This window comes from Aeromonas sp. s1(2024) (assembly GCF_040908005.1).
Lineage (GTDB): Bacteria > Pseudomonadota > Gammaproteobacteria > Enterobacterales > Aeromonadaceae > Aeromonas > Aeromonas caviae.
On the sequence record NZ_JBFOCW010000059.1, the window covers coordinates 140,039 to 162,063 of the forward strand.

A 22,025-nucleotide genomic window follows, 5' to 3' on the forward strand; every position below is an offset into this window, starting at 1 on the left:
CGTTCTGATATGAAAGCGGACGCAGTTGTCGAACTGAAAGAGGTCAACAAGTGGTACGGTGAGTTTCACGTGCTGCGCAACATCAACCTGCAGGTGGGCAGAGGGGAGAAGATCGTCATCTGCGGACCATCGGGGTCGGGCAAGTCCACCATGATCCGCTGCATCAACCGGCTGGAAGAGCACCAGAGCGGGGACATCCTGGTCAAGGGCACGGCCCTGACCTCGGATCTCAAGAACATCGAGACGGTGCGCCGGGAGGTGGGCATGGTGTTCCAGCACTTCAACCTCTTCCCCCATCTGACCGTGCTGGAGAACTGCTGCCTGGCGCCCATCTGGGTCAAGCAGTTGCCGCGCAAGGAGGCCGAGGAGATCGCCATGAACTTCCTGCGCCGGGTGCGGATCCCCGAACAGGCGCTCAAGTATCCGGGGCAGCTCTCCGGTGGCCAGCAGCAGCGGGTCGCCATCGCCCGCAGTCTCTGCATGAATCCCCAGGTCATGCTGTTTGACGAGCCGACGTCTGCGCTGGATCCCGAGATGGTGCGGGAGGTGCTGGATGTGATGGTGGAGCTGGCCCACGAGGGGATGACCATGCTCTGCGTCACCCACGAGATGGGGTTTGCCAAGCAGGTGGCGGACAGGGTGATCTTCATGGACCGGGGGCAAATCATCGAAGAGAACGTGCCGGATCAGTTCTTTGACAACCCCCAGTCCGATCGGACCAAGCTCTTCCTCTCCCAGATCCTGCAGCACTGAGGCAGGGCACAACCTTAGAAAAACAGCCCGCACGCTCGAATGAGCGGCGGGCAAATGTGTACATGGAAGTCGACGACAGACAGAAAGGAGTATGTCAGCCCGGCAACAGGGTGGTGGTGCGCAGATCGCGCACGGCCAGGTTGATCTGCCGGGCCAGGCTCAGCGCCTGATGACAGCTCAACGGCTTCACATCGATGATCCCCCCTTGAAACTCAAACCGCCCCAGTGCTTCAACCATGAAGCTTCCATGATGGAAGCTCTTGATATAGCGAGCAATTCGACGGGGAGACCACTGCTTGAACACCTTCATGGCAAGAGACCCTGTTGTTTGGACAGGGCACACTATGCCGACGGACCGTGACACTGATGTGACACTTGATAAAGATTTGTATGAATCTGTCTTGTGATCGACTGGCGTGCAGCCCCGGCGTTGAAAAAGTAGTGAGAGTCCGGGTCCGGGGCCCGATATACTGCGGCCATTGCAGACATGACAAAGGTGCCGCACGTGGAGTGGGTGGACATAGTAGACGAGCAGGACAGGGTGATCGGGGTGGCCGAGCGCGCCAGGGTGCGTCAGGAAAACCTGCGCCATCGTGCCAGCTACATCCTGGTGCTGGATGAGGCTGAGCGCATCCTGGTGCAGCGGCGCACCCCGAGCAAGGATTTTTGCCCCGGCATGCTGGATGCCTGCGCCGGTGGCGTGGTGACCACGGGGGAGGCCATGGCCCTTTCCGCCCGGCGGGAGCTGGCCGAGGAGCTGGGGATCCGCGACGTGCCCCTGCAGGATTACGGCACCTTCTATGCCGAAGGGGAGGCGAGCGGCAGCCGCTACCGGGTCTGGGGCGGCCTGTTCAGCTGTCACTATCAGGGGCCGCTGCAACTGCAGGCCGAAGAGGTGAGCGAGGTGCACTGGATGAGCCTGGGCGAGATAGCCGATCGGGCGGACGAGTTCACGCCTGACTCCCTGCTCGCCATCGCCACCTGGCAGGCAAGGCGCCTGCCATCAGGCCAGAAATAGGGGCGACAGGCGTTCGCTCCCCAATCGCGTTGTTGCTGCTCGATGGACCCCTTCGCCTTCTGGTGGAATGGGGTAGACTGGGCCTCTTTGAACCACAGAAGGATGCGTCATCATGATCACGGTCGGTCAATCCCTGCCCGCAGGGGAATTTACCTTTATCACCGCCGAGGGCAAGCAGGTGAAGGATACCCGGGCCCTGTTTGCCGACAAGCGGGTGGTGCTCTTTGCGGTGCCCGGCGCCTTCACCCCCACCTGCTCCAACGCCCACCTGCCGGGCTACGTGGTGCTGGCCGATCAGTTCAAGGCCAAGGGGGTGGAACTGTGCTGTCTGTCGGTCAACGACGCCTTCGTGATGAAGGCGTGGCAGGAGGCACAGAACGCCGCTGACATCACCATGCTGGCGGACGGCGACGGCAGCTGGACCCGGGCACTGGGTCTTGCCAAGGAGACCGGGGCCTTCGGCGGCGTGCGGGCCCAGCGTTTTGCCCTCATCGCCAACGATGGTGTGGTGGAGCGGCTCTTCGTGGAGGCGCCGGGCAAGTTCGAGGTGTCGGATGCCCAGAGCCTGCTGGCGGCGCTGTGAAAGATTAATCGGCGTTTGATTACACCTTGAAATAGCAAGCGGCCCCGTTACACTGAGGCCGCGTTTGGATGGAGCCAGGCAACTTGCCTGGCTCTCGTGTTTGCCGTGGATGAGATAGAACAATATGACCCTGGCTTTTGTTGCCCTGATTGCCGGACTGGCGTTGCTGGTCTGGAGTGCCGACAAGTTCGTGGACGGCGCCGCCGCCACCGCCCGTTACGCCGGTATGCCGCCGCTGCTGATCGGCATGGTGATCATCGGTTTTGGTACCTCGGCCCCCGAGATGGTGGTCTCCGCGCTGGCGGCTTCCCAGGGCAATCCCGGGCTCGCGCTCGGCAATGCCTATGGCTCCAACATCACCAATATTGCCCTGATCCTGGGTCTGACCGCCCTGATCAGCCCCATCGCCGTCGCCTCCCAGGTGGTGCGCAAGGAGATCCCCATCCTGCTCGGCATCACCCTGCTCTCCGGCGCCCTGCTCATCGATGGCAATCTGGGCCGGATGGATGCCGCCATTCTGGGGGCCGTGTTCGCAGTGCTGATGGGCTGGTCCATCTGGGCCGGCATGAACGGCAAGGGGGATGCGCTGGATACGGATACCGAGGAGGACATCGTCTCCGAGGGTATGTCTCTCAAGAGCGCCATCCTCTGGCTCATCGTCGGCCTGGTGCTGCTGATCGGGGCTTCCCGTCTGCTGGTGTGGGGGGCGGTGACCATCGCCCAGGGTTTTGGCATCAGCGATCTGGTGATTGGCCTGACCATAGTCGCGGTGGGGACCTCCCTGCCGGAGCTGGCATCGTCCCTCATCGCCATCCGCAAGAACGAGCACGATCTGGCCCTTGGCAACGTGCTGGGTTCCAACCTGTTCAACACCCTGGCCGTGGTGGGCATCGCCGCAGGCATCCACCCGCTCGAGGTGGCGCCCGAAGTGCTTTCCCGCGACTGGAGCATCATGATGGGGCTGACCCTGTTGCTGCTGGTGATGTGTCTGGGCCGCAAGGGGCAGGGGCGCATCAACCGGCTGGAGGGGGGCGTGCTGCTCGCCTGCTTCGTCGCCTACACCGGCTGGCTGCTGACGAGCCAGTTCATCTAGTCTGGTGATGACATGAAAGAGGGGACGCCGCGGCGTCCCCTCTTTTTTGTGCGCGGGGCCTGGTCTCAGGCCACGGCAACCAGCTTCTGCTTCTGGGCGCTGTCCAGGATCAGGATGCTCGCCTTGGGGAAGAAGTTGAAGGTGGACGCGGAGGCCCAGGTGTAGGCCCCCATCACCCGACCCACCACCAGCTCGCCGATCTCGAGATCCGGCAGCATGATGCTGTCGCGGATGACGTCCACGCTGTCGCAGGTGGGGCCGGAGAGCACCGCATTGTGCAGTTCGCCATGGGCATAGGGCGTGCTCACCGGGTAGGTGACGTGGTCGTAGAGCTGGCCGTTGTAGCTGCCGTAGAGACCGTCATCCAGGTAGTACCAGATCTTGTCGCCGCGGTGGGCCTTGCCCATCACGCTGGAGACCGAGGTCATGGCCGGCGCGCTGATGAAGCGGCCCGGCTCGGCAATCTTCTGTACCGTGGCGGGCAGCTTGGCCAGGGCCTCGCGGATCGGGGCGCAGAAACCGTCGATGTCGAACTCGCCGCCGTCATAGTCCACCGGGAAGCCGCCGCCGATGTCCAGCACCCAGGGCTTGAGCCCGAGCTCCCAGGCCTGCTCCATGATCTCGCGGCAGGCGTCGATGGCCTGCACGTGGCGACGGGCGTGGGGCACCTGGGAGCCGACGTGGAACGACAGCCCCATCACCTTGATCCCCTTGGCCTGGGCCAGTTGCAGCAACGGCAGTGCCTGCTCCGGGGTGCAGCCGAACTTCTTGGAAAGATCGACCTTGGTCTCGGGGTTCGGGAAGCTGACCCGCAGCAGCAGTTTCACTTCATCCTTGTAGGGCAGGAACTTTTCCAGCTCCAGCGGGTTGTCATAGACAAACACGGTGCAGCCGAATTCCAGGGCATAACGGATGTCGCTGTCACGCTTGATGGGATGGGTATGGATGCAGCGTCCCGGGCGAACCCCTTGGCTGCGCACCAGATCCACTTCGCCATTGGTGGCCAGATCGAAACAGGCCCCCTCTTCCTTCAAGACAGAGACCACCGCCTCGTGGGGCAGGGGCTTGAGTGCATAATGCAAGCGCACATCGGGCAGGGCGGCCGCCAGGGCCCGATACTGTTTGCGGACGGCTGCCTTGTCGAGCAGCAGCAGGGGGGAGCCGAATTGTTCAACCAACTGACGGTAATCTTGTGCGACCAGGGTCTCGTTCATTCTCTTTTGATAGTCCTTAGGGGGCGTGATATGCCCAAGCCATATGCGATTGAACCGGCGACGGCCGGCTCAGGCGAGCGGTCCGGAGGGACCCACCAGGCACATTGCATAAGTTCCTTGCAAAGTGCTTAGTTATGCGCGGGATTATCGGCTTATTGAGTTTGTGTGCAAGCATTTTGATTGGATATGTCGGCAAGTTTTTCTGGTCGAGACGAAACAGGCTCTTGATACGGGGAGCGATCAGGGCCGTGATGGGGAGCACCTCCGAAGGGAGCTTGATAAGCTGTTGATAGTTAACGAACTAATAACATCAGGCCTGGGGGTTGAGGCCAGGTAAAAAGGGGGCGCCGGGGCCAGGGAGTGCGAGACAGCTCACATTTTTTGGATTATCATGCCCGCTTCCTAATCCAAACTAGTTCGGATGAAGGTAGCAGGAGAGCGATGGGCAACCATCCACCGAAGAAGTGAATCTTTCAGGTACCGGGCAACCGGTGTGGACTGCTACTGGACGATACTCTGGAGAGACCCGTTGAATCGGGCGCCGAAGGAGCAAGGCACCGTGATTGCATCGCAATCTGGCGCCGGAAACTCTCAGGCAAAAGGACAGAGGGGATGGGATGGTTGTACCTGAGCTTGAAACTGTTCACGGTCTGTAACGAGAGGTCGTCAGCAAGGTAAAGAGCAGCGCAGGAACCGGAGTGTATGTAAATACATGAGGCTTTCGAGCAGCGCATGAGCCTTGATCACGGCCTCGCAGCAAGAGTGTGAACACGTTTTTGGCCCGCATCCGATCGCCTCTGGCCGATCGCGACACCTATGGGAAGATCATCCTTCTCCTCCTTAATCGTTGTTTTTTAAGGAGGATGCATGTCATTAATTCAATCGGCGCTCGCCGCCATCGATAGCTTTATCTGGGGTCCCCCCCTGCTGATCCTGCTGGTCGGGACCGGTATCTATCTCACCTGGCGATTGGGTCTGCTTCAGATCGTGCGTTTGCCGCTGGCCCTCAAGCTGGTCTTTGGCCGCGATCAGGGGCAGGGCAAGCAAGGGGATGTCTCCAGCTTTGGTGCCCTGTGCACCGCCCTCTCCGCCACCATCGGCACCGGCAACATCGTCGGGGTCGCCACCGCCATCAAGCTCGGCGGCCCGGGCGCCCTGTTCTGGATGTGGATGGCCGCCCTGTTCGGCATGGCCACCAAGTACGCCGAGTGCCTGCTGGCGGTGAAATATCGCCAGCAGGACGCCAACGGCCAGATGGCAGGTGGCCCCATGTACTATCTGGAGAAGGGGCTCGGCTCCAGGCCGCTCGCCAAGCTGTTTGCCCTGTTCGGCATCGGCGTCGCCTTCTTCGGCATCGGTACCTTCCCCCAGGTCAACGCCATCAGTGATGCCATGAGCCTCTCCTTCTCGGTACCCCGTGAAGTGACCGCCGTGGTGCTGACCCTGATCGTGGCGCTGGTGACCCTGGGGGGTATCCAGTCCATCTCCAGTGTGTCGAGCAAGGTGGTGCCCTTCATGGCCATCTTCTACATCGTCGCCTGTGCCGGGGTGCTGGTGAACAATGCAGGCGCCCTGCCCGATGCGGTCATGCTGGTGATCGGGAGCGCCTTCACCGGCCATGCGGCCACCGGCGGTTTCGTCGGCGCCGGCATTATGCTGGCGATCCAGTCCGGGGTGGCGCGCGGGGTCTTCTCCAACGAGTCGGGCCTGGGTTCGGCCCCCATCGCGGCGGCGGCGGCCAAGACCGATTCCTGCGTGGAGCAGGGGCTGGTCTCCATGACCGGCACCTTCATCGACACCCTCATCATCTGCACCATGACCGGCCTGACGCTGGTGGTGACCGGGGTGTGGAGCGGCGATGCAAGCGGTGCGGCCATGACCAGTCTGGCCTTTGCCCAGGGGCTGGATGCCCATGTGGGCCAGTATCTGGTGAGCATCGGTCTCTTGTTCTTCGCCTTTACCACCATCCTTGGGTGGAACTACTACGGCGAGCGCTGCACCGAGTACCTGTTCGGGGTGAAGGCGATCAAACCCTACCGCCTCATCTATCTGGTGCTGGTGGCGAGCGGTGCCTTCCTCCATCTGGACCTGATCTGGCTCTTGGCCGACATCGTCAACGGCCTGATGGCGGTGCCCAACCTCATCGGCCTCATCGGCCTGCGCCACGTGGTGATTGCCGAGACCCGCGCCTACTTCAGCCGGGACCGGGATACGGAGTCCGAGCCCGAGCCGCAGACGGCCTGATGAGAAGCGGGCCTGCGGGAAGTCCTGTCAGCGGGCCCCTGTCCATGGCGTCAACCGGGATCCGGGCTGGGATGGCAAAACCCGGGGCTTGATCCCGGATCTTCTGATAATATCTGTGCGAAATACGCAAAAGCCACGACGCTCATCGTGGCTTTTTTGCATTTTACGCAATGAATGGCAGCGCTTGTTGCCCCCAGGTGGTCAGGGAGAGGGAATATCTCCGGAAAGCCGCTGCGCCAGCGCACTGCTCACCCGGCTCACCAGGGCCGCCTCATCCCCCTGCCAGCCAATGGCGTGGGCCAGGGTGGTGGAGGTGCCCGGAGCAAAGCGCAGCTCGCCCCCGGCCAGTTCGTAGAAGCGGCTCGCCATCCGGGTGCCCTCGTCCACATCCCCCGCCACCAGCAGCATGGCCTGGGCCAGCACGGCGCCGTCGTGATCCCGGCCCGGCGCCAGCCAGCGCTGGGCGGTGCCGGTCACCTTGCGCCCCCCGATCACCAGGTTGTACTGGCCGTCGCAAAACGAGCCGGGCACGAAGTCGTAGCTGCCCGCAAGACCGTATTCCTCCAGCAGGGCGAGCAGGGGCGCCCCCAGCAACCGGTAGTAGTGGGCCAGATCCTGGGTGGTGCGGGGCAGCATGAGGGAGAGGTTGAGGATGCCGGCGCCGTGGGGCACGGCGGTGCCGCCGCTGTCGCGCACGAACACCGGCCAGCCCTCGGCAGCAAGCTGCTCGCAGGCGGCCTGGTAGCGGGGCAAACGGGTGTCCTTGCGGGTGACGATGAGGCATTGGGGGCCCTGCCAGAGGAGGGCCCTGGGCTCGCCGTCACCGGCGCACTCCCGCAGCCAGCGCTGCTCCTCGGCCAGGATCTGGTCGGGTGTCTGGTGGGCGAGCGGCGGGGGCAGCAGGGTATAAGGCATGAAAGGCATCCTTTGGCAGAGGCTGCCAAGCACAGTACGCGCGGGGGCAAACAAGGTAAAGCCCCGCGTGGCGGGGCTTTGGTGCAAGGATGGCGGAGTGTCAGGCCTGTGCGGCGGCGCGCCTGGGCAGCAGCAGATTGAGCAGGATGGCGGTGAGGCCGCCGGTGGCGACGCCGTAGGAGAGCACGCTCCTGGCCAGCTCCGGCAGGTGTTGCAGCACCTCGGGCACCTGGGCCACTCCGAGACCCATGGCGAGCGACACCGCCAGGATCATCAGGGCGCGGCGGTCCAGCTCCTCCCGGGAGATGATGCGCACCCCGGCGGCGGCGATGGTGCCGAACATGACGATGGTGGCGCCGCCGAGCACGGGTTCAGGTATTTGTTGCACCAGGCTCGCCACCGCCGGGAACAGGCCGAGCAGGGCCAGCATGGCGGCGATGAAGAGGCCGACATGGCGGCTGGCCACCCCGGTCAGCTGGATGACGCCGTTGTTCTGGGCGAAGGTGGACATGGGGAAGGTGGAGAAGACCGCCGCCAGCATGGAGTTGGCGCCGTCGGCCAGCACGCCCCCCTTGATCCGCGCCATGTAGACCGGCCCTTCCAGCGGCTCGCCGGAGATGTCGGAGGTGGCGGTCATGTCGCCGATGGCCTCGAGCGCCGTCACCACGAAGATGATGGCGAGCGGCACGAACAACTGCCAGTCAAAGCCGAGCCCGTAGTGGAGCGGAACAGGCACCATCAGCAGGGGGCCGTCGAAGGTGGGGGCTGCCACCTTGCCCAGCAGCAGCGCCACCGCATAGCCCGCCAGCATGGCGATCATGATGGCGGAGAGGCGCAGCCAGGGATTGCGACTGCGCTGCATCAGCACGATGAGGCCGAGCACCAGCAGGGAGAGAAAGAGGTTGGTGTGGCTGGCGAAGCTGCCGTCCGCCAGGGCGCCATAGCCGCCCCCCATGCTGATGAGCCCTACCTTGATGAGGGTCAGGCCGATGAGCAATACCACGATGCCGGTCACCAGCGGGGTGATGATCCGTTTGACCAGGTGCAGGAAGCGGCTCATGACGACGATGGTGAGGGCCGCTGCCAGCATGGTGCCGAACAGGGTACCCAGCAGATCGTCGGTGGGCATGGCCGCCTGCTTGAGGGCGAGGCCGGAGGCGATGATGGGACCGAGGAAGTTGAAGCTGGTGCCCTGTACCGAGAGCAGGCCGGAACCGAGGGGGCCGAAACGGCGGGTCTGGATGAAGGAGGCGATGCCGGACATGACCAGGGACATGGAGACGATGTAGCGGGTGTCATCGGCAGGGAGGCCGAGGGCGTTGGCGATGATGAGGGGCGGGGTGATGATGGCGACAAACATGGCGAGCATATGCTGCAGGGCGGCGAACAGGGTCTGGGGCAGGGGGGGGACATCCTCGATGCCGTAGACCAGTTCGCTGTGGGCTCGCCTGGGGGGATGGGCCTCTCGGATGGCGCTTGGGGCGGCAGCCTGTTCCATAAATACCTCGAATGTGTGGGGGGATGGGAGAAAATTGGGCGCTATTTTAGTGATTGGTATCGCGCTTTCCAGCGCTAATTGAGCGCAAACTCGTTTATTTCTCGATGGGTTGAAACGTTTTCCTGTGGCGATTAAGATCCGCCGGTTTGTGTGAGACCGATCCCTCACAAAGGGGAGGGAGGCTGATGCATCAGGATGGGGACGGTGTAGAATGAGCCCTCGGTTCGAAGATGGAGACTCTGGATGCTGAAGCTGTCGGAGTTCTGGAGTGCCCGCGCCCACTCCGAAGATTTTACCCTGACCCGGATGGGCTTCATGACGGTGCGGCTGCGGCTGCTCACCTGTCTGCTGATGGCGGGGCTCCCGAGCTGGGCCCTGGTGGACTGGCTGACCCTGCCAGCCATCCAGTTCGAGGCGCTGTTCCAGGTCAGGATCTTCTGCCTGCTGGCCCTCTCGCCCCTCATCCCCCTCTCCTATCTCATCCACTTCAAGCGCGAGCGCATGAAGCTGGCGATGGGCTACCTGATGGCGGTGATGATGCTCTTCTCCCTCATCTGCCTGCACAGCTTCGGCGCGGATCAGGAGATGCAGGCGGGCTACATGGCCTTCCCCTATCTGCTCATCAGCCTGTTCGCCATCTTCCCCATTCCCCTCTCCCTCAGCCTGCAACTGGCGGGGGGCATTCTGGCCACCATGCTGGCGGGCAACTGGTTGCTGGTGGGCCAGCCTCTTTGGAGCGTGCAGACCCTCAATCAGGTCTGGCTGCTGGGGCTCTTTGCCATCGCCAGCGCCTGGGTGCAGTGCGGCCAGCTCAACATGCTGCTGCAACTCTATCGGGAATCCACCACGGACGAGCTGACCGGCATGATGAACCGCCGCCTGCTGATGAAGCAGCTCGAGAAGGCGAGGGCCGCCATGATCCGCAAACAGGCTCCCTTCGCGGTGCTGCTGCTGGATCTGGACCGCTTCAAGCGCATCAACGACACCTTCGGCCATCTGGCGGGGGATGCGGTGCTCAAGGAGGTGGCGGCCACCCTGTCGGAGCAGCTGGAGCCCGGCATGGTGCTCGGGCGTTACGGCGGGGAGGAGTTTGCCATCCTGTTGCCCGGTTGCACGGATCTGGCACAGGCCAAGCGGGTGGCGGAGCGGCTGCGGGTCGCGGTGGAAGCGAGGTTGGTGAAAAGCCCCACCTCCGACGAACTGCTGGAGGTGACGGTGAGCATCGGTCTGACCCTGGCCCAGCGTGGTGAGGGGGTGGAGGATCTGCTCAACCGGGCGGACGAGTGCCTCTACATGGCCAAGATGGCGGGTCGCAACTGCGTGGTGGCCGAGGCAGGGAAACCCGCGGGCGATGCAGGGCGCACAAAAACGGATGCCGCCTGAGGGCGGCATCCGGTGATGACGGGGCTGGCGTCAGGCCAGGGTGTATTTGCCGGAGAGCTGCTGGGCCAGCAGCTTGAACATGTTGAACACCGCCATGGTCTTGCCGGTCGGGGTGCCGTCCTCTGCCAGGAAGAACTCCCCCTTGAACACCAGAATGTCCCCCTTCTGCTCCACCGAGTCGGCGCGCATGCCGTGGATGAAGTCCTCGTGTTCACGAATGATCTTGTTGGCCATCTCCAGCAGGGCAGTCTCGGTGATCCGCTCTTTTTGTGGTTGCATGCTCGTCTCCTTAAACGACTACTGGGCAGGGGCACAAGGGTCGGCATGGCCGGCGCACCCCGCCTCTGATTGAAGAGGGGGCCAGCATACTGCAAAGCGGGATTTTCTGTCATTGATATGACCCCGCATTTTCCCGCTTTGCGCTCTTCCCTTATCCCAGCACCAGATTGCGCAGCCAGCGCCGCTGGCGAATGCGGCGCTGCACCAGCAGCACCTTGGAGAGCTCCTCCAGCAGGACCACGGCCACCACCCAGGAGAGGGGCCAGCCCAGCAGGCTGACCGCCACCCAGGCCAGCGGCAGGCCGATGCACCACATGCCGACGATGTCGATGAAGATGCTGTAGTTGACGTCCCCCCCCGAGCGCAGCACCCCGACGATCCCCACCATGTTGAACACCTTGAGCAGCATGCCCAGACACATGATGGCGAGCACCTGGCCGGCCTCAGTCATCAGCTCGCCCGGCAGGTTGCCGACCCATTGCAGCAGGCTGCCCTGCATCAGCCAGACGGCGGTCCCCACCAGCAGGGCGCCGACGGGGGCCAGCAGCAGGAAGAGCTGGGAGTGCTGCCAGGCCTCGTCATACTCCTCTGCCCCGAGCCGGTGACCGAGCAGGGTGGAGCAGGCCACCGCCAGCCCGAAGAAGAGGGAGATGAGGATGCTCTCCAGCGTGCCGAGGGTGGTCATGATGGCCAGGGCGTCGGTGCCGAGGTGCGCGTAGAGGAAGCCGTAGAGCAGCATGCCGAAGGCCCAGAGCCCGTCGTGCAGCAACAGCGGCAGGGCGATCAGGGTGAAGCGCACCACCTCCTTGCTCCTGAAGGCGGCGAGCCAGTCTTGCTTGCACGGGATGAGACGGGGCTCGGCACGCCACACATAGGCAAGCAGCAGCGCGGTCTGGAGCAGGCGCGAAAGGGTGGTGCCCCAGGCGGAACCGGCTACTCCCATGGCGTCGGCGCCGAAATGGCCGAAGATGAGGGCATAGTTGAGGATGACGTTGGCGATGATGGCGATGATGCCGATGCGGGTCGGCGCCGCGGCATTGCCCACCGAGCGCAGGGCCGACTCCAGGGGCACCACCACGGCGGTGCAGAGGATGGTGGCGCCGGTGATCATCAGGAACTCGTCGGCCAGCGCGCGCAGCGCGGGCTCCTGGCTGGCAAACCCGAGCACGCTGCCCGGTGAGAGCACATAGACGAGGGCAAAGGGCAGGCTCACCGCCAGGGCGCCCACCAGGGCCAGGGCCAGGGAGCGGCGCACCCCGGCCATCTCGCCACGGCCGAAATATTGTGCCGCCAACACCGAGACCCCGCCCGAGAGCCCCGCTATCACCAGCAGATTGAAGAAGAAGACCCGGTTGCCCAAGCCGACCGCCGCCACAGCCGTGGTGCCGAGCTGGCTCACCATCATGATGTCGATGAGGCCGAGCAGGGAGAACATCATGGATTGCAGCGAAACCGGCAGGGCCAGTCGCCACAGTCGCGTCATGAACTCGCGATCGGTGGTTTGTTTTAAAATCGCTTGCCAATAATTCATTTATGTTAACCGGGTTGGTAAAAATCAGAGTTTGTCGTGGGTATGATAGGGGTGATATCGGGAGGCTTCACTGTGAGCCCCTCTCGGCTTTCTTGTGCAAAACTATCCTGTTGAGGTGCTATGCCATTTATCAGCGAGTGTCTGGAAATCGCCCCGGCCTGCGAAGAGCGGATGCTGGGACGCGAAGGGCTGCCCCTGCTTGGGGAGGCGGGCGTCTTCCTGACCGGCCTCTCGACGATACGGGAGCACTACCTTATCCGCCGCAACCGACCGGAGTTTCACATCCTGATGGTGAGCCATGACGAGGGAGGCGCCCTGCTCACCGATGGCGGGGAGCAGCCCATCCCGGCGGGAGCCCTGGTCTTTCTCCCGGCCGCCGTGCCGGGGGGCCTCAGGCTGGTGGGGGAAGCCTGGCATACCAGCTGGATCCTGCTGGATGACGTGCCGCGCTGGCAGCATCTGCATCGGCTTGGTCATCGCATCTGGCAGGGGGAGGAGGGGGAGCAGCTCTACCACCTGCTCAGCCTGATGCAGGGGGAGGGAATACGTTCGCCACTCCAGCCCCAGCTGCTGAGCCTGCTGCTGGCGCTCTTGGAGCGGACCCTGCAGGGGGAGGTGCGCGGCACGCCGGAGCTGCGGCTGCAGGCGCTGTTTCGGCGGGTGGAGGCACGTCTGGACGAGCCCTGGAGCGTGGCCCTGCTGGCTGATCAGATGGCCTGCTCGGTGCCCCATCTGCACCGGCTCTGCCAGCAGGTGTTCGGCATGGGCCCCATGGCCTGGCTCACCGGGCTTCGCATGAACAAGGCGCGCCAGTTGCTGCTCTACACCAACTGGCCGCTGGCCGAGCTGGCGGCCCGGGTCGGATACAGCGACGGCGCCAACTTTGCCAACCGTTTTCGCCGTCTGACGGGTCAGACTCCGGGGGCCTTTCGTCGACTGGGTCGCAAACCTTTCGCAAGGGAGGTGCAAACCCTTTGAAATTGTTGGCTCAAGCCCATAGGATCGACGGGCCACACAGTCAAGGTACAGATCCATGTTTGAAGATAATAATCAGAAACGTCCCCTCTACATTCCCTACGCAGGTCCAGCCCTGCTGGAGACGCCGTTGCTCAACAAGGGCAGCGCCTTCACCAGCGAAGAACGCAGCAGCTTCAATCTGGAGGGTCTGCTGCCCCAGAACATCGAAACCATCGAAGAGCAGGCAGAGCGTGCCTATCGCCAGTTCATGGCGTTTGGCAACGACATGGACAAGCACATCTATTTGCGCAACATCCAGGATACCAACGAAACGTTGTTCTACCGCCTGCTGAACAACCACCTCACCGAAATGCTGCCGGTCATCTACACCCCGACGGTCGGCAAGGCGTGCGAGGAGTTCTCCAACATCTATCGTCGTGCCCGCGGCCTCTTCATCTCCTATCCGGACAAGGACAGGATCGATGACATGCTGCAAAATGCCACCAAGCAGAACGTCAAGGTGATCGTGGTCACCGACGGCGAACGCATCCTGGGCCTCGGGGATCAGGGCATCGGCGGCATGGGCATTCCCATCGGCAAGCTCTCCCTCTACACCGCCTGTGGCGGCATCTCCCCGGCCTACTGCCTGCCGGTGGTGCTGGACGTGGGCACCAACAACCAGCAGTTGCTGAACGACCCCTTCTACATGGGGTGGCGCCATCCGCGCATCTCCGGCGAAGAGTACGACGAGTTCGTCGATGCCTTCATCCAGGCGGTCAAGCGCCGCTGGCCGGACATCCTGCTGCAGTTCGAGGATTTCGCCCAGGGCAATGCCACCCCACTGCTCAACCGCTACAAGGATGAGCTGTGCTGCTTCAACGATGACATTCAGGGGACCGCCGCGGTGACCCTGGGCAGCCTCATCGCCGCCTGCAAGGCCTCCGGTGCCAAGCTCTCCGAGAAGCGGGTCGCCTTCCTCGGGGCGGGCAGTGCCGGGTGCGGCATCGCCGAGCAGATCGTGGCGCAGATGAAGGCCGAAGGGCTGACCGACGCCGAGGCGCGGGGCCGGGTCTTCATGGTGGACCGATTCGGTCTCATCACAGACAAGATCCCCAACCAGCTCGACTTCCAGCGCAAGCTCTCCCAGCCGGTCGAACGGATCAAGGAGTGGCCGGTGGGGGACAACATCTCCCTGCAGGAGGTGATGGAACACGGTCGCCCGGACATCCTGATCGGGGTCTCCGGCCAGCCGGGTCTGTTTACCGAAGAGGTGGTCAAGACCATGCACAAGCACTGTGCCCGTCCCATCATCTTCCCGCTCTCCAACCCCACTTCCCGGGTGGAAGCCACCCCGGCGGATCTCATTCGCTGGACCGACGGCCAGGTGCTGGTCGCCACCGGCAGCCCGTTCGCACCGGTGGAGTACAAGGGCAAGCGCTACGTCATCGCCCAGTGCAACAACTCCTTCATCTTCCCGGGGATCGGCCTTGGGGTGATCGCCTCCGGTGCCAACCGGGTGACCGATGCCATGCTGATGTCGGCCAGCCGCGCCCTGGCGGATTGTTCACCCCTGGTGAAGGGGGAAGAGGGCTCCTTGCTGCCGGATCTGGCGGACATCCATCAGGTCTCCCGCTACATCGCCAAGATGGTGGCCAAGACCGCCATGTTGCAGGGCAAGGCGGTGCAGACCCCCGATGATGTGATCGATCAGGCCATCGAGGCGAACTTCTGGCGCCCCGAGTACCGCCGCTATCGTCGTACTTCCTTCTGATCCCAAGGGGACAGACATGCAGAAGGGATGCCTCGGCATCCCTTTTTTGTGCACGGCGGTGAAGGAAGAGGAGGTTATTGTGCCGGTTGCTCGGCGGGGGCGGGCTCGGCGGGATTGCTGACACCGGTGACCCGGATTTCGACCCGGCGATCCGGGGCCAGGCAGTCGATGAGGGCAGCCCTGGCCTTGATGGCATCACACTGGGTGCCGGTGACCGGGTTGCTCTCGCCGTTGCCCTGAATGCTCACCTTGTCTGCGGGCAGCCCCTTGCCAATCAGGAAGTTGGCGACCGTGCTTGCACGGGCCTCCGACAGTGCCTGGTTGTTGGCATCCGAGCCGATGCGGTCGGTGTAGCCCATCACCATGGCGTTGCCATCCTTGGGTTTGACGTCGACGATCTGCTGGTAGAGGGTGTCGAGTGCCTGCATCCCCTCCGGTTTGAGCTCCGCCTTGCCAAAGGCAAACAGCACATCCGAACTCAGGTTGAAGGTCTGATCCACCGGCTCGGGAGCCGGGGGTGGCGGTGCCACGACCAAAGGCGCGGCCACCGGCACTGCGGCGACGGTGCGATTGGGGTGAAGCACCAGCTCGATGGTGGCGGTACTGATGTCGCTGACCCAGCGTTTGGTACCGCTGCCCACCTTGTCGTTGTCAGGATCGTCCCCGACTCGCACCATGTAGCGGTAGCGGGTCTGGATGTCTACCCAGTCGCTCAGTCTGGCGGTCAGGCCCAGACCCGCCAGGGGAGCCAGGTTGTCATCTCCCCCGTTGACGGAGTCGACGTGATAGAGATAACCGCCCCCTTCGGCAAAGACAGAGAAGATGTCCCCCAGCGGCAAACGGCCAATGACCGACAGGGTGGCCCCTTTGCTGTTGAAGTCCTGGCCGGCAATATCCCAGTCACCGGCGGAGAGGTAGCCGAGCTCTGCCCCCAGATTCTCGTTGTAGTTGTAGCCGACAAAGGCGTTGATGGCGGTTGCGTCCTTGCCGACGTCCTGGCTGAAATCATCGATGTCATGGGCAAAGGCCCAGCCACCCCCAGCCCCCACATACCAGTCGTGAACAGGTGCCGCCTGGGCGGCACTCGTCGCCAGTGCCAATGCAATCCACACAGGTTTCAGTCTTATGTTCATCGCGTATCCTCGTCGATGTTGGGTGTTATAGGGCTCCCAGCCCTTTGCTATGTATAGCCAACATTATGTATAGGCGATGTGAGCGCTTTAACCATTTAAGTGACGCATCTGTATGGAGAATCGGTGGGGCAGGCAGGTGGGCGGCCCGCGTTGGTGGTGCCGTGCGGGCATTAAAAAAGGGGCCGGAATGGCCCCTTTTTGCAACAGGTGGTCAACCTCTTATTGCTGCACTTCCTGTACGCCGGTGACGCGGACTTCGACGCGGCGATCCGGTGCCAGGCAGGCGATCAGCTGAGCCTTGGCCTTGATGCCGTCACACTGGGTGCCGGTGACCGGGTTGGCTTCACCACGACCTTCGATGGAAACCTTGCCAGCCGGCAGACCCTTGCCAACCAGGAAGTCGGCCACGGTGCGGGCACGGGCTTCAGACAGCTTCAGGTTGTAGGCATCGGAGCCGATGCGGTCGGTGTAACCCACCACCACGGCGCTGCCATCTTTCGGCTGGACGTCGACGATCTGCTGATACAGGGTGTTGAGCGCAGCAGCCCCTTCCGGCTTCAGGGTGGATTTGCCGAAGGCAAACAGCACGTCCGAGCTCAGGGAGAAGTTCTTGTCGACCATGACAGGCTCGGGAACCGGCTCGGGAGCCGGTGCCGGGGCCGGTGCCACATAGGTGGTGCGGTTCGGGTGCATCACCAGTTCCAGGGTGGCGACGCTCATGTCGGTTTTCCAGGTTTTCTGATCGTCACCCAGATCCCACATGTAGCGGTAGCGGGCCTGCAGGTCGATAAGGTCGGAGAGCTTGGCAGTCAGACCCAGACCCGCCAGCGGCGAGGTCCCGTTGTCGCTCTGGCCGTTGCCGTTGACGTGGTTGAAGTAGGCACCCCCTTCGGCGAAGACGGAGAAGATGTCATTCATGGGCAGGCGTGCGATACCGGACAGGGTGGCACCCTGGGTTTTGAAGTCGACGCCATCGACGCCAGCCTTGCCGGCATAGAGATAGCCGAGCTCGGCGGCAAAGTTCTCGGTGAAGTTGTAACCGCCGAACAGGGAGAGCGCGGTGGCGTCCTTGTCAGCATCCTGGCCGAAGGTATCCAGGTCGTGGCCATAGGCCCAACCTGCACCCATACCCGTGTACCAGTCGTCGGCCGCCTGAGCGGTGGTGGTTCCCATGGCTGCAATGGCCAGAGCAATCAGGGTTGGTGCCATTTTCATTTTCATCGTTTTATCCTCGTTGAGTTGCCGTGCTATGGGCGTACTGCGCACTCTTTGTTATACCGGTCGCAGATGACACTTCATGTGCGACACCGTGAGCGGATCACGGACGGCTTGAATAAAAAATGGATGGAAACCTGGATTCTCATGAAGCTGTTTCTCCATGGACAACTAACCGGGCACTGAGCACTTTTAATAGTTCATCCAATGTCTTACAAGCGTTGCTACTGTATTCTTTTGAATCAGCGTGATCAAGTTTCTGCACAGATATGCAGCGCCGACACCGGTGTCGCGGGGCCGCAATACGGGGGCAAAGGGGAGAAAAGGTGAGACAGAGAGTGTCGCTGGGGGGAGGAGAGAGACAGCAAAAGGGGATGCCGTGGCATCCCCTTTTTTACGTTATCTGAGCGAAGTCAGATTACTTTTGAACTTCTTGTACGCCGGATACGCGAACTTCTACGCGACGGTCCGGAGCCAGGCAGGAGATCAGCTGAGCCTTGGCCTTGACGCCGTCACACTTGGTGCCGGTGACCGGGTTGGCTTCGCCGCGACCTTCGATGGCAACCTTGCTGGCAGCCATACCCTTGCTGACCAGGAAGTTGGCAACGGTGCGGGCACGAGCTTCAGACAGCTTCTGGTTGTAAGCGTCGGAACCGATACGGTCGGTGTAACCAACAACAACGGCGTTGCCGTCTTTCGGCTGGAACTCAACGATTTGCTGGTACAGAGCGTTCAGGGCTTGCACACCTTCAGCCTTCAGGCTGTCTTTGCCAAAGGCGAACAGCACGTCGGAGTTCAGGGCGAAGTTCTTCTCAACGATTTGCGGAGCCGGGGCCGGTGCTTCTTCAACAACCGGGGCCGGAGCAGGCGCTACGTAGGAAGTACGGAACGGGTGGTAAACGGCTTCCAGGGTCGCAACGCTCTGGTTGGACTTGTAGCGTACGTTGTCGGCGTGCAGGTCAGCCACGTCCCACATGTAGCGGTAGCGAGCTTGCAGATCCAGCGCGTCGTTGACCTTGTAGGTCACACCGGCACCGGCCAGCGGGGATACTTTGGTATCGCTGGTGCCCAGACCGTCGGTGTGGCCCCAGTAGGCGCCAGCTTCACCGAACAGGGAGAAATCGTTGCCCAGCGGCAGACGAGCGATACCGGACAGGGTGGCACCCTGGCTCTCGTAACGGTTGCCGTCGGTGTTGCCACGGCCGGTGTACTGGTAGCCCAGCTCGGAACCGAAGTATTCGTTGAAGTTGTAACCAACGAAGGCATTGGCAGCAGCCGCATCTTCTTCGCCAACGTTCACGCCTTCGATCTTGTTCAGACCGTTGAAGTGAGTTGCACCAACACCGGCGCCGAAGTAGATGTCGTCAGCGGCGTGAGCTGCAGTTGCACCCATGGTGGCCATAGCGATGGCGATCAGGGAAGGAGCCATTTTCATCATAAAATAATCCTCGTTGAGATGGCACGTTGTTCACGTGCTTCGCACTTTGTAATTTATGTAAGCTGCTGGCTCTGTCGACCAACGACGTTGGTGCGAACAGGGATCCTAGATCCATCCAGGAGGCACGTATCTGGGTGCACAAGTGCGCGGGTTGCACTGTCGACAATGCATACTCCGCCACGAACAGCCGACGTCATTCCGATGACGTGGCGTACTTTATGCCCATTTCAAAACATGATCAAGCTCACAGATAAGGGATGGGGCAAATTGTGTCGTAGGGATAACTGGCTGTTTCTTGGGATTTATTAGTGATCCAAGTAGGCGCGATGCAGTTTCTTCTCAAGCTTCATATAAGCCTCAGCCCAAGCGTGCCGCGGGGTGGCGTCACCCGCCCTGACTGAGAGGACAGCAAGATAGTCCGCCTCAGTTGCTTCGCACAGCAAGGGTGTGAAACTGAGCAAGAAGTGACGGGCGAGGTAGGGATCGAGAGGCCAGATGTTGAGGATGGCCCGCGCCACGGGCTGGACGGCGGTGGAGCAGATGAAGTGCCGATGACCTGCTTCCAGCCATTGGGCCATCTCGGCGAGGCTTTCTTCCGGCACGATGCCGCCATCGCCTTTCTCCCTGGCCAGCGTCATCGTGTGACCATTGCCCAGTGCCAGGGTGCCGTTTTCTGCCACGACGCCGTCGTGGCTGCGCAGGGGAAGCGTCGCCTGGCCTTCAAGATAGAGGCTGCAGCTGTCCGGGAGGGCCGCCAGCACGGTGGTGGCGTCCCCCTGCATGGCCATGGGTAACCAGAACGCCTCGGCCCGGGTCTGCAGACCCTGGGCGAGCTGACGGGGGAGGGAGTCCGGGTCGGAATGAAGACGGGAAATGATGCCGGGAAATGCCATGTTGATGACTCTCTTGGAAATAACCGGCGAATTATACGAGGGATGGCCGGGCAACAAGAAAGGTTTCTTTTCGAGACTGTTTACCTGAGGCGACGCAGCGATTACCATCCCCGAGGTTTGTGAAGGGTTGTCGTCGAAAGACGCTGATTATAGATAGAGGCTCGACCATAACGAGTCCGTTCAAAACTGATACACTTGACTACGAGTCGTCGCGAAAAATAAAGGTGGAGTCAATCCGCCGAACGGAGTATGGAACACATGAATTCAAATATCGTAACTGTTGGCAAGAAGATCCGTCAGATCCGCGAAGCGGTAGGCCTGAGCCGTCCCAAGTTTGCCGATCTGCTGGGCGTCCCCCCAACCACCCTGAAGAACTATGAACTGGGTTACCGTGAAGTCGGAGGCGCCTTCCTGGTTGCCCTGGCCCACCACCCCGATCTGCACAAGTTCACCCTCTGGCTGCTGGCTGACAAGAAAGTCGCCGAAATCGGCCAGATCGGTCCGGACGATATTGCCAAGGCTTGATTCAGTTCAACCTTGATAAAAATGCCGCCCTCGAGGCGGCATTTTTTATTTATCAAAATGGATGATTATTTAATTAAATAATGCGTTGTGTGCGGCCAGCGGCGATTTTCACTAAATCATCTTGTCGGGCTGGATTAATCCACGGAACACTCCGACCCTTTTAATTCAGGCGGTGATCCACACAGCGAGACAACGATGAGCCAATCCATTACCAAAGCCAGAGATGGGTTTACCAGCACCTTTGGCGTGCTGGCCGCGACCCTGGGGTCTGCCGTCGGGCTCGGGAATATCTGGAAGTTTCCCTATCTGACCGGTGAGAACGGTGGCGCCGGTTTTCTGCTGGTCTATGTCATCGCCACCCTGCTGGTGGGATTGCCGGTGATGATCTCCGAGATCATGCTGGGGCGCGAGGCCAGGACGGATGCGGTCAGCGGGCTCATCAAGCTGGCTCCGAAGGGGCAACCCTGGTGGCTGATCGCCGCCATGGGGGTGAGCGCGGCCTTCCTCATCATGTCGTTCTACTCCGAGGTGGCGGCCTGGGTGTTTGCCTACATCTTCAAGGCGGCCAGCGGCGAGATCCTCTCCACCGATCCCGCCGTCACGGGGGCTGCCTTCAATTCGCTCATCACGGATCCCTTGCAGAGTCTGCTCTGGCAGTGGCTGGTGCTGGCCCTGATGGGGGGGATCTTGCTGATGGGGGTCTCCAGGGGGATCGAAGCGGTCACCAAGCGGTTGATGCCACTGCTCTTCATCCTGCTGCTGGTGATAGGCGTGCGCAGCCTGACTCTGCCCGGAGCGAGCGAAGGACTGCATTTCCTGTTCTCGCCGGATTTCTCCAAGGTGACCGCAGGCGTCGTGCTGACGGCCATGGGGCTGGCGTTCTTCAAGCTCTCCATCGGGATGGGCTGCATGATGACCTATGGCAGCTATTTTCGCGATGATCAGCACATCCCTCTCACCACGGTACGGGTGATGTGCGCGGATCTCTTCGTCTCCATGCTGGCGGGGATCGCCATCTTCCCGGCGGTGTTTGCCTTTGGCTTCGAGCCGAGCGCAGGCCCCTCCCTGCTGTTCATCACCATACCCGCGGTGTTTGCCAGCATCCCCTTCGGACACCTCTTCATGGTGCTCTTCTTCGTGCTCTCCGCCATCGCAGCCACCGGGGCCATGCTCTCCATCCTGGAGGTGCCGGTCTCGGTGCTCTCCGAGCGCTTTCACATGAGCCGCACAAGGGCGACCCTGATCAACCTGCTGGTGCTGGGGGCGGTCGGCTCGACCTGTGCGCTCTCGAGCAGCACGCTGGCGGATGTGCAGGTTGGCGGGAAAACCTTCTTCGATCTGTTCGACTTCGTCTCTTCCAACGTGCTGATGCCCCTTGGCGGCATCTTCCTCTGCCTCTTTGTGGGCTGGGTATGGGGATTCGAGCGGATGACGACGGCGCTGACCAATGGAGGCAAGCTGGCGCTGCCCATCCTCAGCCCCCTGTTTTTCATCATCCGCTATGTGTCGCCGCTGCTGATCCTGGTGGTGATGCTCAAGGGGCTGGGGCTGTTCTGAGCCGCGTAACCCGAAACAAAAAAGC

General features: G+C 62.0%; 20 protein-coding genes and 1 riboswitch. Of the genes, 10 read left to right on the plus strand and 10 right to left on the minus strand.

What is annotated here, in order from left to right; all coding sequences use genetic code 11:
* The first annotated feature begins 9 nt into the window (after positions 1-9).
* On the plus strand, positions 10-753 hold the full coding sequence (locus AB5Y70_RS14255) for an amino acid ABC transporter ATP-binding protein (protein ID WP_049636305.1): 744 nt from the start codon (positions 10-12) through the stop codon (positions 751-753).
* A gap of 94 nt (positions 754-847) precedes the next feature.
* On the opposite strand, the gene AB5Y70_RS14260 is transcribed toward AB5Y70_RS14255, so the two are convergent.
* Positions 848-1,063, minus strand: a complete 216-nt coding sequence (locus AB5Y70_RS14260) for a DUF1107 family protein (RefSeq protein WP_010673486.1) — start codon at positions 1,061-1,063, stop codon at positions 848-850.
* Between the two features lie 177 nt (positions 1,064-1,240).
* Between AB5Y70_RS14260 and yfcD the strand changes: the two genes are divergently transcribed.
* The 3 genes from yfcD to AB5Y70_RS14275 all read left to right on the plus strand — a co-directional run bounded on the left by yfcD (position 1,241) and on the right by AB5Y70_RS14275 (position 3,447).
* Positions 1,241-1,771 (plus strand): NUDIX hydrolase YfcD, encoded by a 531-nt coding sequence (gene yfcD / locus AB5Y70_RS14265; protein WP_080767893.1) that lies wholly within the window; start codon positions 1,241-1,243, stop codon positions 1,769-1,771.
* A 112-nt stretch (positions 1,772-1,883) separates the two neighbouring features.
* Positions 1,884-2,354 (plus strand): peroxiredoxin, encoded by a 471-nt coding sequence (locus tag AB5Y70_RS14270; RefSeq protein WP_049636306.1) that lies wholly within the window; start codon positions 1,884-1,886, stop codon positions 2,352-2,354.
* Positions 2,355-2,478: 124 nt separating this feature from the next.
* Positions 2,479-3,447, plus strand: coding sequence for a calcium/sodium antiporter (locus tag AB5Y70_RS14275; protein ID WP_010673489.1), 969 nt, complete (start codon positions 2,479-2,481; stop codon positions 3,445-3,447).
* 65 nt (positions 3,448-3,512) lie between these two features.
* On the opposite strand, the gene AB5Y70_RS14280 is transcribed toward AB5Y70_RS14275, so the two are convergent.
* Positions 3,513-4,661 (minus strand): type III PLP-dependent enzyme, encoded by a 1,149-nt coding sequence (locus AB5Y70_RS14280; protein ID WP_010673490.1) that lies wholly within the window; start codon positions 4,659-4,661, stop codon positions 3,513-3,515.
* A 506-nt stretch (positions 4,662-5,167) separates the two neighbouring features.
* Positions 5,168-5,278: riboswitch (glycine riboswitch) on the plus strand.
* A gap of 250 nt (positions 5,279-5,528) precedes the next feature.
* Here AB5Y70_RS14280 and AB5Y70_RS14285 point away from each other — a divergent pair.
* Positions 5,529-6,905 carry a sodium:alanine symporter family protein gene (locus AB5Y70_RS14285; protein WP_049636307.1) on the plus strand — a complete coding sequence of 459 codons (1,377 nt, stop codon included), beginning with the start codon at positions 5,529-5,531 and terminating at the stop codon, positions 6,903-6,905.
* 201 nt (positions 6,906-7,106) lie between these two features.
* Here the strand turns inward: AB5Y70_RS14285 and AB5Y70_RS14290 are convergent, their stop codons facing one another.
* Together AB5Y70_RS14290 and AB5Y70_RS14295 are read right to left on the minus strand one after the other, a co-directional pair.
* Positions 7,107-7,820, minus strand: coding sequence for a protein ligase (locus tag AB5Y70_RS14290; protein ID WP_049636308.1), 714 nt, complete (start codon positions 7,818-7,820; stop codon positions 7,107-7,109).
* Positions 7,821-7,920: 100 nt separating this feature from the next.
* Complete coding sequence (locus AB5Y70_RS14295; RefSeq protein WP_041213345.1) at positions 7,921-9,318, minus strand: nucleobase:cation symporter-2 family protein; 1,398 nt, start codon at positions 9,316-9,318, stop codon at positions 7,921-7,923.
* A gap of 243 nt (positions 9,319-9,561) precedes the next feature.
* On the opposite strand from AB5Y70_RS14295, the gene AB5Y70_RS14300 reads away from it, so the two are divergent.
* Positions 9,562-10,701: a diguanylate cyclase gene (locus AB5Y70_RS14300; RefSeq protein WP_049636309.1), complete on the plus strand. Its 1,140-nt coding sequence runs from the start codon at positions 9,562-9,564 to the stop codon at positions 10,699-10,701.
* A 30-nt stretch (positions 10,702-10,731) separates the two neighbouring features.
* Here AB5Y70_RS14300 and AB5Y70_RS14305 read toward each other — a convergent pair whose 3' ends face one another.
* Both AB5Y70_RS14305 and AB5Y70_RS14310 read right to left on the minus strand, forming a co-directional pair.
* Positions 10,732-10,980 carry a YciN family protein gene (locus AB5Y70_RS14305; protein WP_010673495.1) on the minus strand — a complete coding sequence of 83 codons (249 nt, stop codon included), beginning with the start codon at positions 10,978-10,980 and terminating at the stop codon, positions 10,732-10,734.
* Between the two features lie 151 nt (positions 10,981-11,131).
* Positions 11,132-12,511 (minus strand): MATE family efflux transporter, encoded by a 1,380-nt coding sequence (locus tag AB5Y70_RS14310; protein ID WP_049636310.1) that lies wholly within the window; start codon positions 12,509-12,511, stop codon positions 11,132-11,134.
* Between the two features lie 120 nt (positions 12,512-12,631).
* Here AB5Y70_RS14310 and AB5Y70_RS14315 point away from each other — a divergent pair, with 120 nt between their 5' ends.
* Together AB5Y70_RS14315 and AB5Y70_RS14320 are read left to right on the plus strand one after the other, a co-directional pair.
* Complete coding sequence (locus AB5Y70_RS14315; protein WP_041213342.1) at positions 12,632-13,489, plus strand: AraC family transcriptional regulator; 858 nt, start codon at positions 12,632-12,634, stop codon at positions 13,487-13,489.
* Positions 13,490-13,544: 55 nt separating this feature from the next.
* Positions 13,545-15,239 carry an NAD-dependent malic enzyme gene (locus AB5Y70_RS14320; RefSeq protein ID WP_202006970.1) on the plus strand — a complete coding sequence of 565 codons (1,695 nt, stop codon included), beginning with the start codon at positions 13,545-13,547 and terminating at the stop codon, positions 15,237-15,239.
* Between the two features lie 74 nt (positions 15,240-15,313).
* Here the strand turns inward: AB5Y70_RS14320 and AB5Y70_RS14325 are convergent, their stop codons facing one another.
* The 4 genes from AB5Y70_RS14325 to AB5Y70_RS14340 all read right to left on the minus strand — a co-directional run bounded on the left by AB5Y70_RS14325 (position 15,314) and on the right by AB5Y70_RS14340 (position 19,918).
* Positions 15,314-16,372 (minus strand): OmpA family protein, encoded by a 1,059-nt coding sequence (locus tag AB5Y70_RS14325; RefSeq protein WP_202006968.1) that lies wholly within the window; start codon positions 16,370-16,372, stop codon positions 15,314-15,316.
* Between the two features lie 219 nt (positions 16,373-16,591).
* Positions 16,592-17,593 carry a porin OmpA gene (gene ompA / locus AB5Y70_RS14330; RefSeq protein WP_039039303.1) on the minus strand — a complete coding sequence of 334 codons (1,002 nt, stop codon included), beginning with the start codon at positions 17,591-17,593 and terminating at the stop codon, positions 16,592-16,594.
* Positions 17,594-18,005: 412 nt separating this feature from the next.
* Positions 18,006-19,025, minus strand: a complete 1,020-nt coding sequence (gene ompA, locus AB5Y70_RS14335) for a porin OmpA (protein ID WP_010673501.1) — start codon at positions 19,023-19,025, stop codon at positions 18,006-18,008.
* A gap of 305 nt (positions 19,026-19,330) precedes the next feature.
* Positions 19,331-19,918 (minus strand): hypothetical protein, encoded by a 588-nt coding sequence (locus tag AB5Y70_RS14340; RefSeq protein WP_103244459.1) that lies wholly within the window; start codon positions 19,916-19,918, stop codon positions 19,331-19,333.
* A 258-nt stretch (positions 19,919-20,176) separates the two neighbouring features.
* Between AB5Y70_RS14340 and AB5Y70_RS14345 the strand changes: the two genes are divergently transcribed.
* Together AB5Y70_RS14345 and AB5Y70_RS14350 are read left to right on the plus strand one after the other, a co-directional pair.
* Positions 20,177-20,443: a DNA-binding transcriptional regulator gene (locus AB5Y70_RS14345; RefSeq protein ID WP_010673503.1), complete on the plus strand. Its 267-nt coding sequence runs from the start codon at positions 20,177-20,179 to the stop codon at positions 20,441-20,443.
* A 195-nt stretch (positions 20,444-20,638) separates the two neighbouring features.
* Complete coding sequence (locus AB5Y70_RS14350; RefSeq protein WP_102948779.1) at positions 20,639-22,000, plus strand: sodium-dependent transporter; 1,362 nt, start codon at positions 20,639-20,641, stop codon at positions 21,998-22,000.
* The last annotated feature ends 25 nt before the right edge of the window (positions 22,001-22,025 follow it).

What these genes read in the sequence shown, in the direction of transcription:
- AB5Y70_RS14255 (WP_049636305.1), top strand. Translation starts at nt 10, where the DNA reads ATGAAAGCGGACGCAGTTGTCGAACTGAAAGAGGTCAACAAGTGGTAC.
- ompA (WP_010673501.1), bottom strand. Translation starts at nt 19,025, where the DNA reads ATGATGAAAATGGCTCCTTCCCTGATCGCCATCGCTATGGCCACCATG.
- AB5Y70_RS14325 (WP_202006968.1), bottom strand. Translation starts at nt 16,372, where the DNA reads ATGAACATAAGACTGAAACCTGTGTGGATTGCATTGGCACTGGCGACG.
- AB5Y70_RS14295 (WP_041213345.1), bottom strand. Translation starts at nt 9,318, where the DNA reads ATGGAACAGGCTGCCGCCCCAAGCGCCATCCGAGAGGCCCATCCCCCC.
- ompA (WP_039039303.1), bottom strand. Translation starts at nt 17,593, where the DNA reads ATGAAAATGAAAATGGCACCAACCCTGATTGCTCTGGCCATTGCAGCC.
- AB5Y70_RS14340 (WP_103244459.1), bottom strand. Translation starts at nt 19,918, where the DNA reads ATGGCATTTCCCGGCATCATTTCCCGTCTTCATTCCGACCCGGACTCC.
- AB5Y70_RS14270 (WP_049636306.1), top strand. Translation starts at nt 1,884, where the DNA reads ATGATCACGGTCGGTCAATCCCTGCCCGCAGGGGAATTTACCTTTATC.
- AB5Y70_RS14315 (WP_041213342.1), top strand. Translation starts at nt 12,632, where the DNA reads ATGCCATTTATCAGCGAGTGTCTGGAAATCGCCCCGGCCTGCGAAGAG.
- AB5Y70_RS14260 (WP_010673486.1), bottom strand. Translation starts at nt 1,063, where the DNA reads ATGAAGGTGTTCAAGCAGTGGTCTCCCCGTCGAATTGCTCGCTATATC.
- AB5Y70_RS14350 (WP_102948779.1), top strand. Translation starts at nt 20,639, where the DNA reads ATGAGCCAATCCATTACCAAAGCCAGAGATGGGTTTACCAGCACCTTT.
- AB5Y70_RS14285 (WP_049636307.1), top strand. Translation starts at nt 5,529, where the DNA reads ATGTCATTAATTCAATCGGCGCTCGCCGCCATCGATAGCTTTATCTGG.
- AB5Y70_RS14290 (WP_049636308.1), bottom strand. Translation starts at nt 7,820, where the DNA reads ATGCCTTATACCCTGCTGCCCCCGCCGCTCGCCCACCAGACACCCGAC.
- AB5Y70_RS14305 (WP_010673495.1), bottom strand. Translation starts at nt 10,980, where the DNA reads ATGCAACCACAAAAAGAGCGGATCACCGAGACTGCCCTGCTGGAGATG.
- yfcD (WP_080767893.1), top strand. Translation starts at nt 1,241, where the DNA reads ATGACAAAGGTGCCGCACGTGGAGTGGGTGGACATAGTAGACGAGCAG.
- AB5Y70_RS14320 (WP_202006970.1), top strand. Translation starts at nt 13,545, where the DNA reads ATGTTTGAAGATAATAATCAGAAACGTCCCCTCTACATTCCCTACGCA.
- AB5Y70_RS14275 (WP_010673489.1), top strand. Translation starts at nt 2,479, where the DNA reads ATGACCCTGGCTTTTGTTGCCCTGATTGCCGGACTGGCGTTGCTGGTC.
- AB5Y70_RS14345 (WP_010673503.1), top strand. Translation starts at nt 20,177, where the DNA reads ATGAATTCAAATATCGTAACTGTTGGCAAGAAGATCCGTCAGATCCGC.
- AB5Y70_RS14300 (WP_049636309.1), top strand. Translation starts at nt 9,562, where the DNA reads ATGCTGAAGCTGTCGGAGTTCTGGAGTGCCCGCGCCCACTCCGAAGAT.
- AB5Y70_RS14280 (WP_010673490.1), bottom strand. Translation starts at nt 4,661, where the DNA reads ATGAACGAGACCCTGGTCGCACAAGATTACCGTCAGTTGGTTGAACAA.
- AB5Y70_RS14310 (WP_049636310.1), bottom strand. Translation starts at nt 12,511, where the DNA reads ATGAATTATTGGCAAGCGATTTTAAAACAAACCACCGATCGCGAGTTC.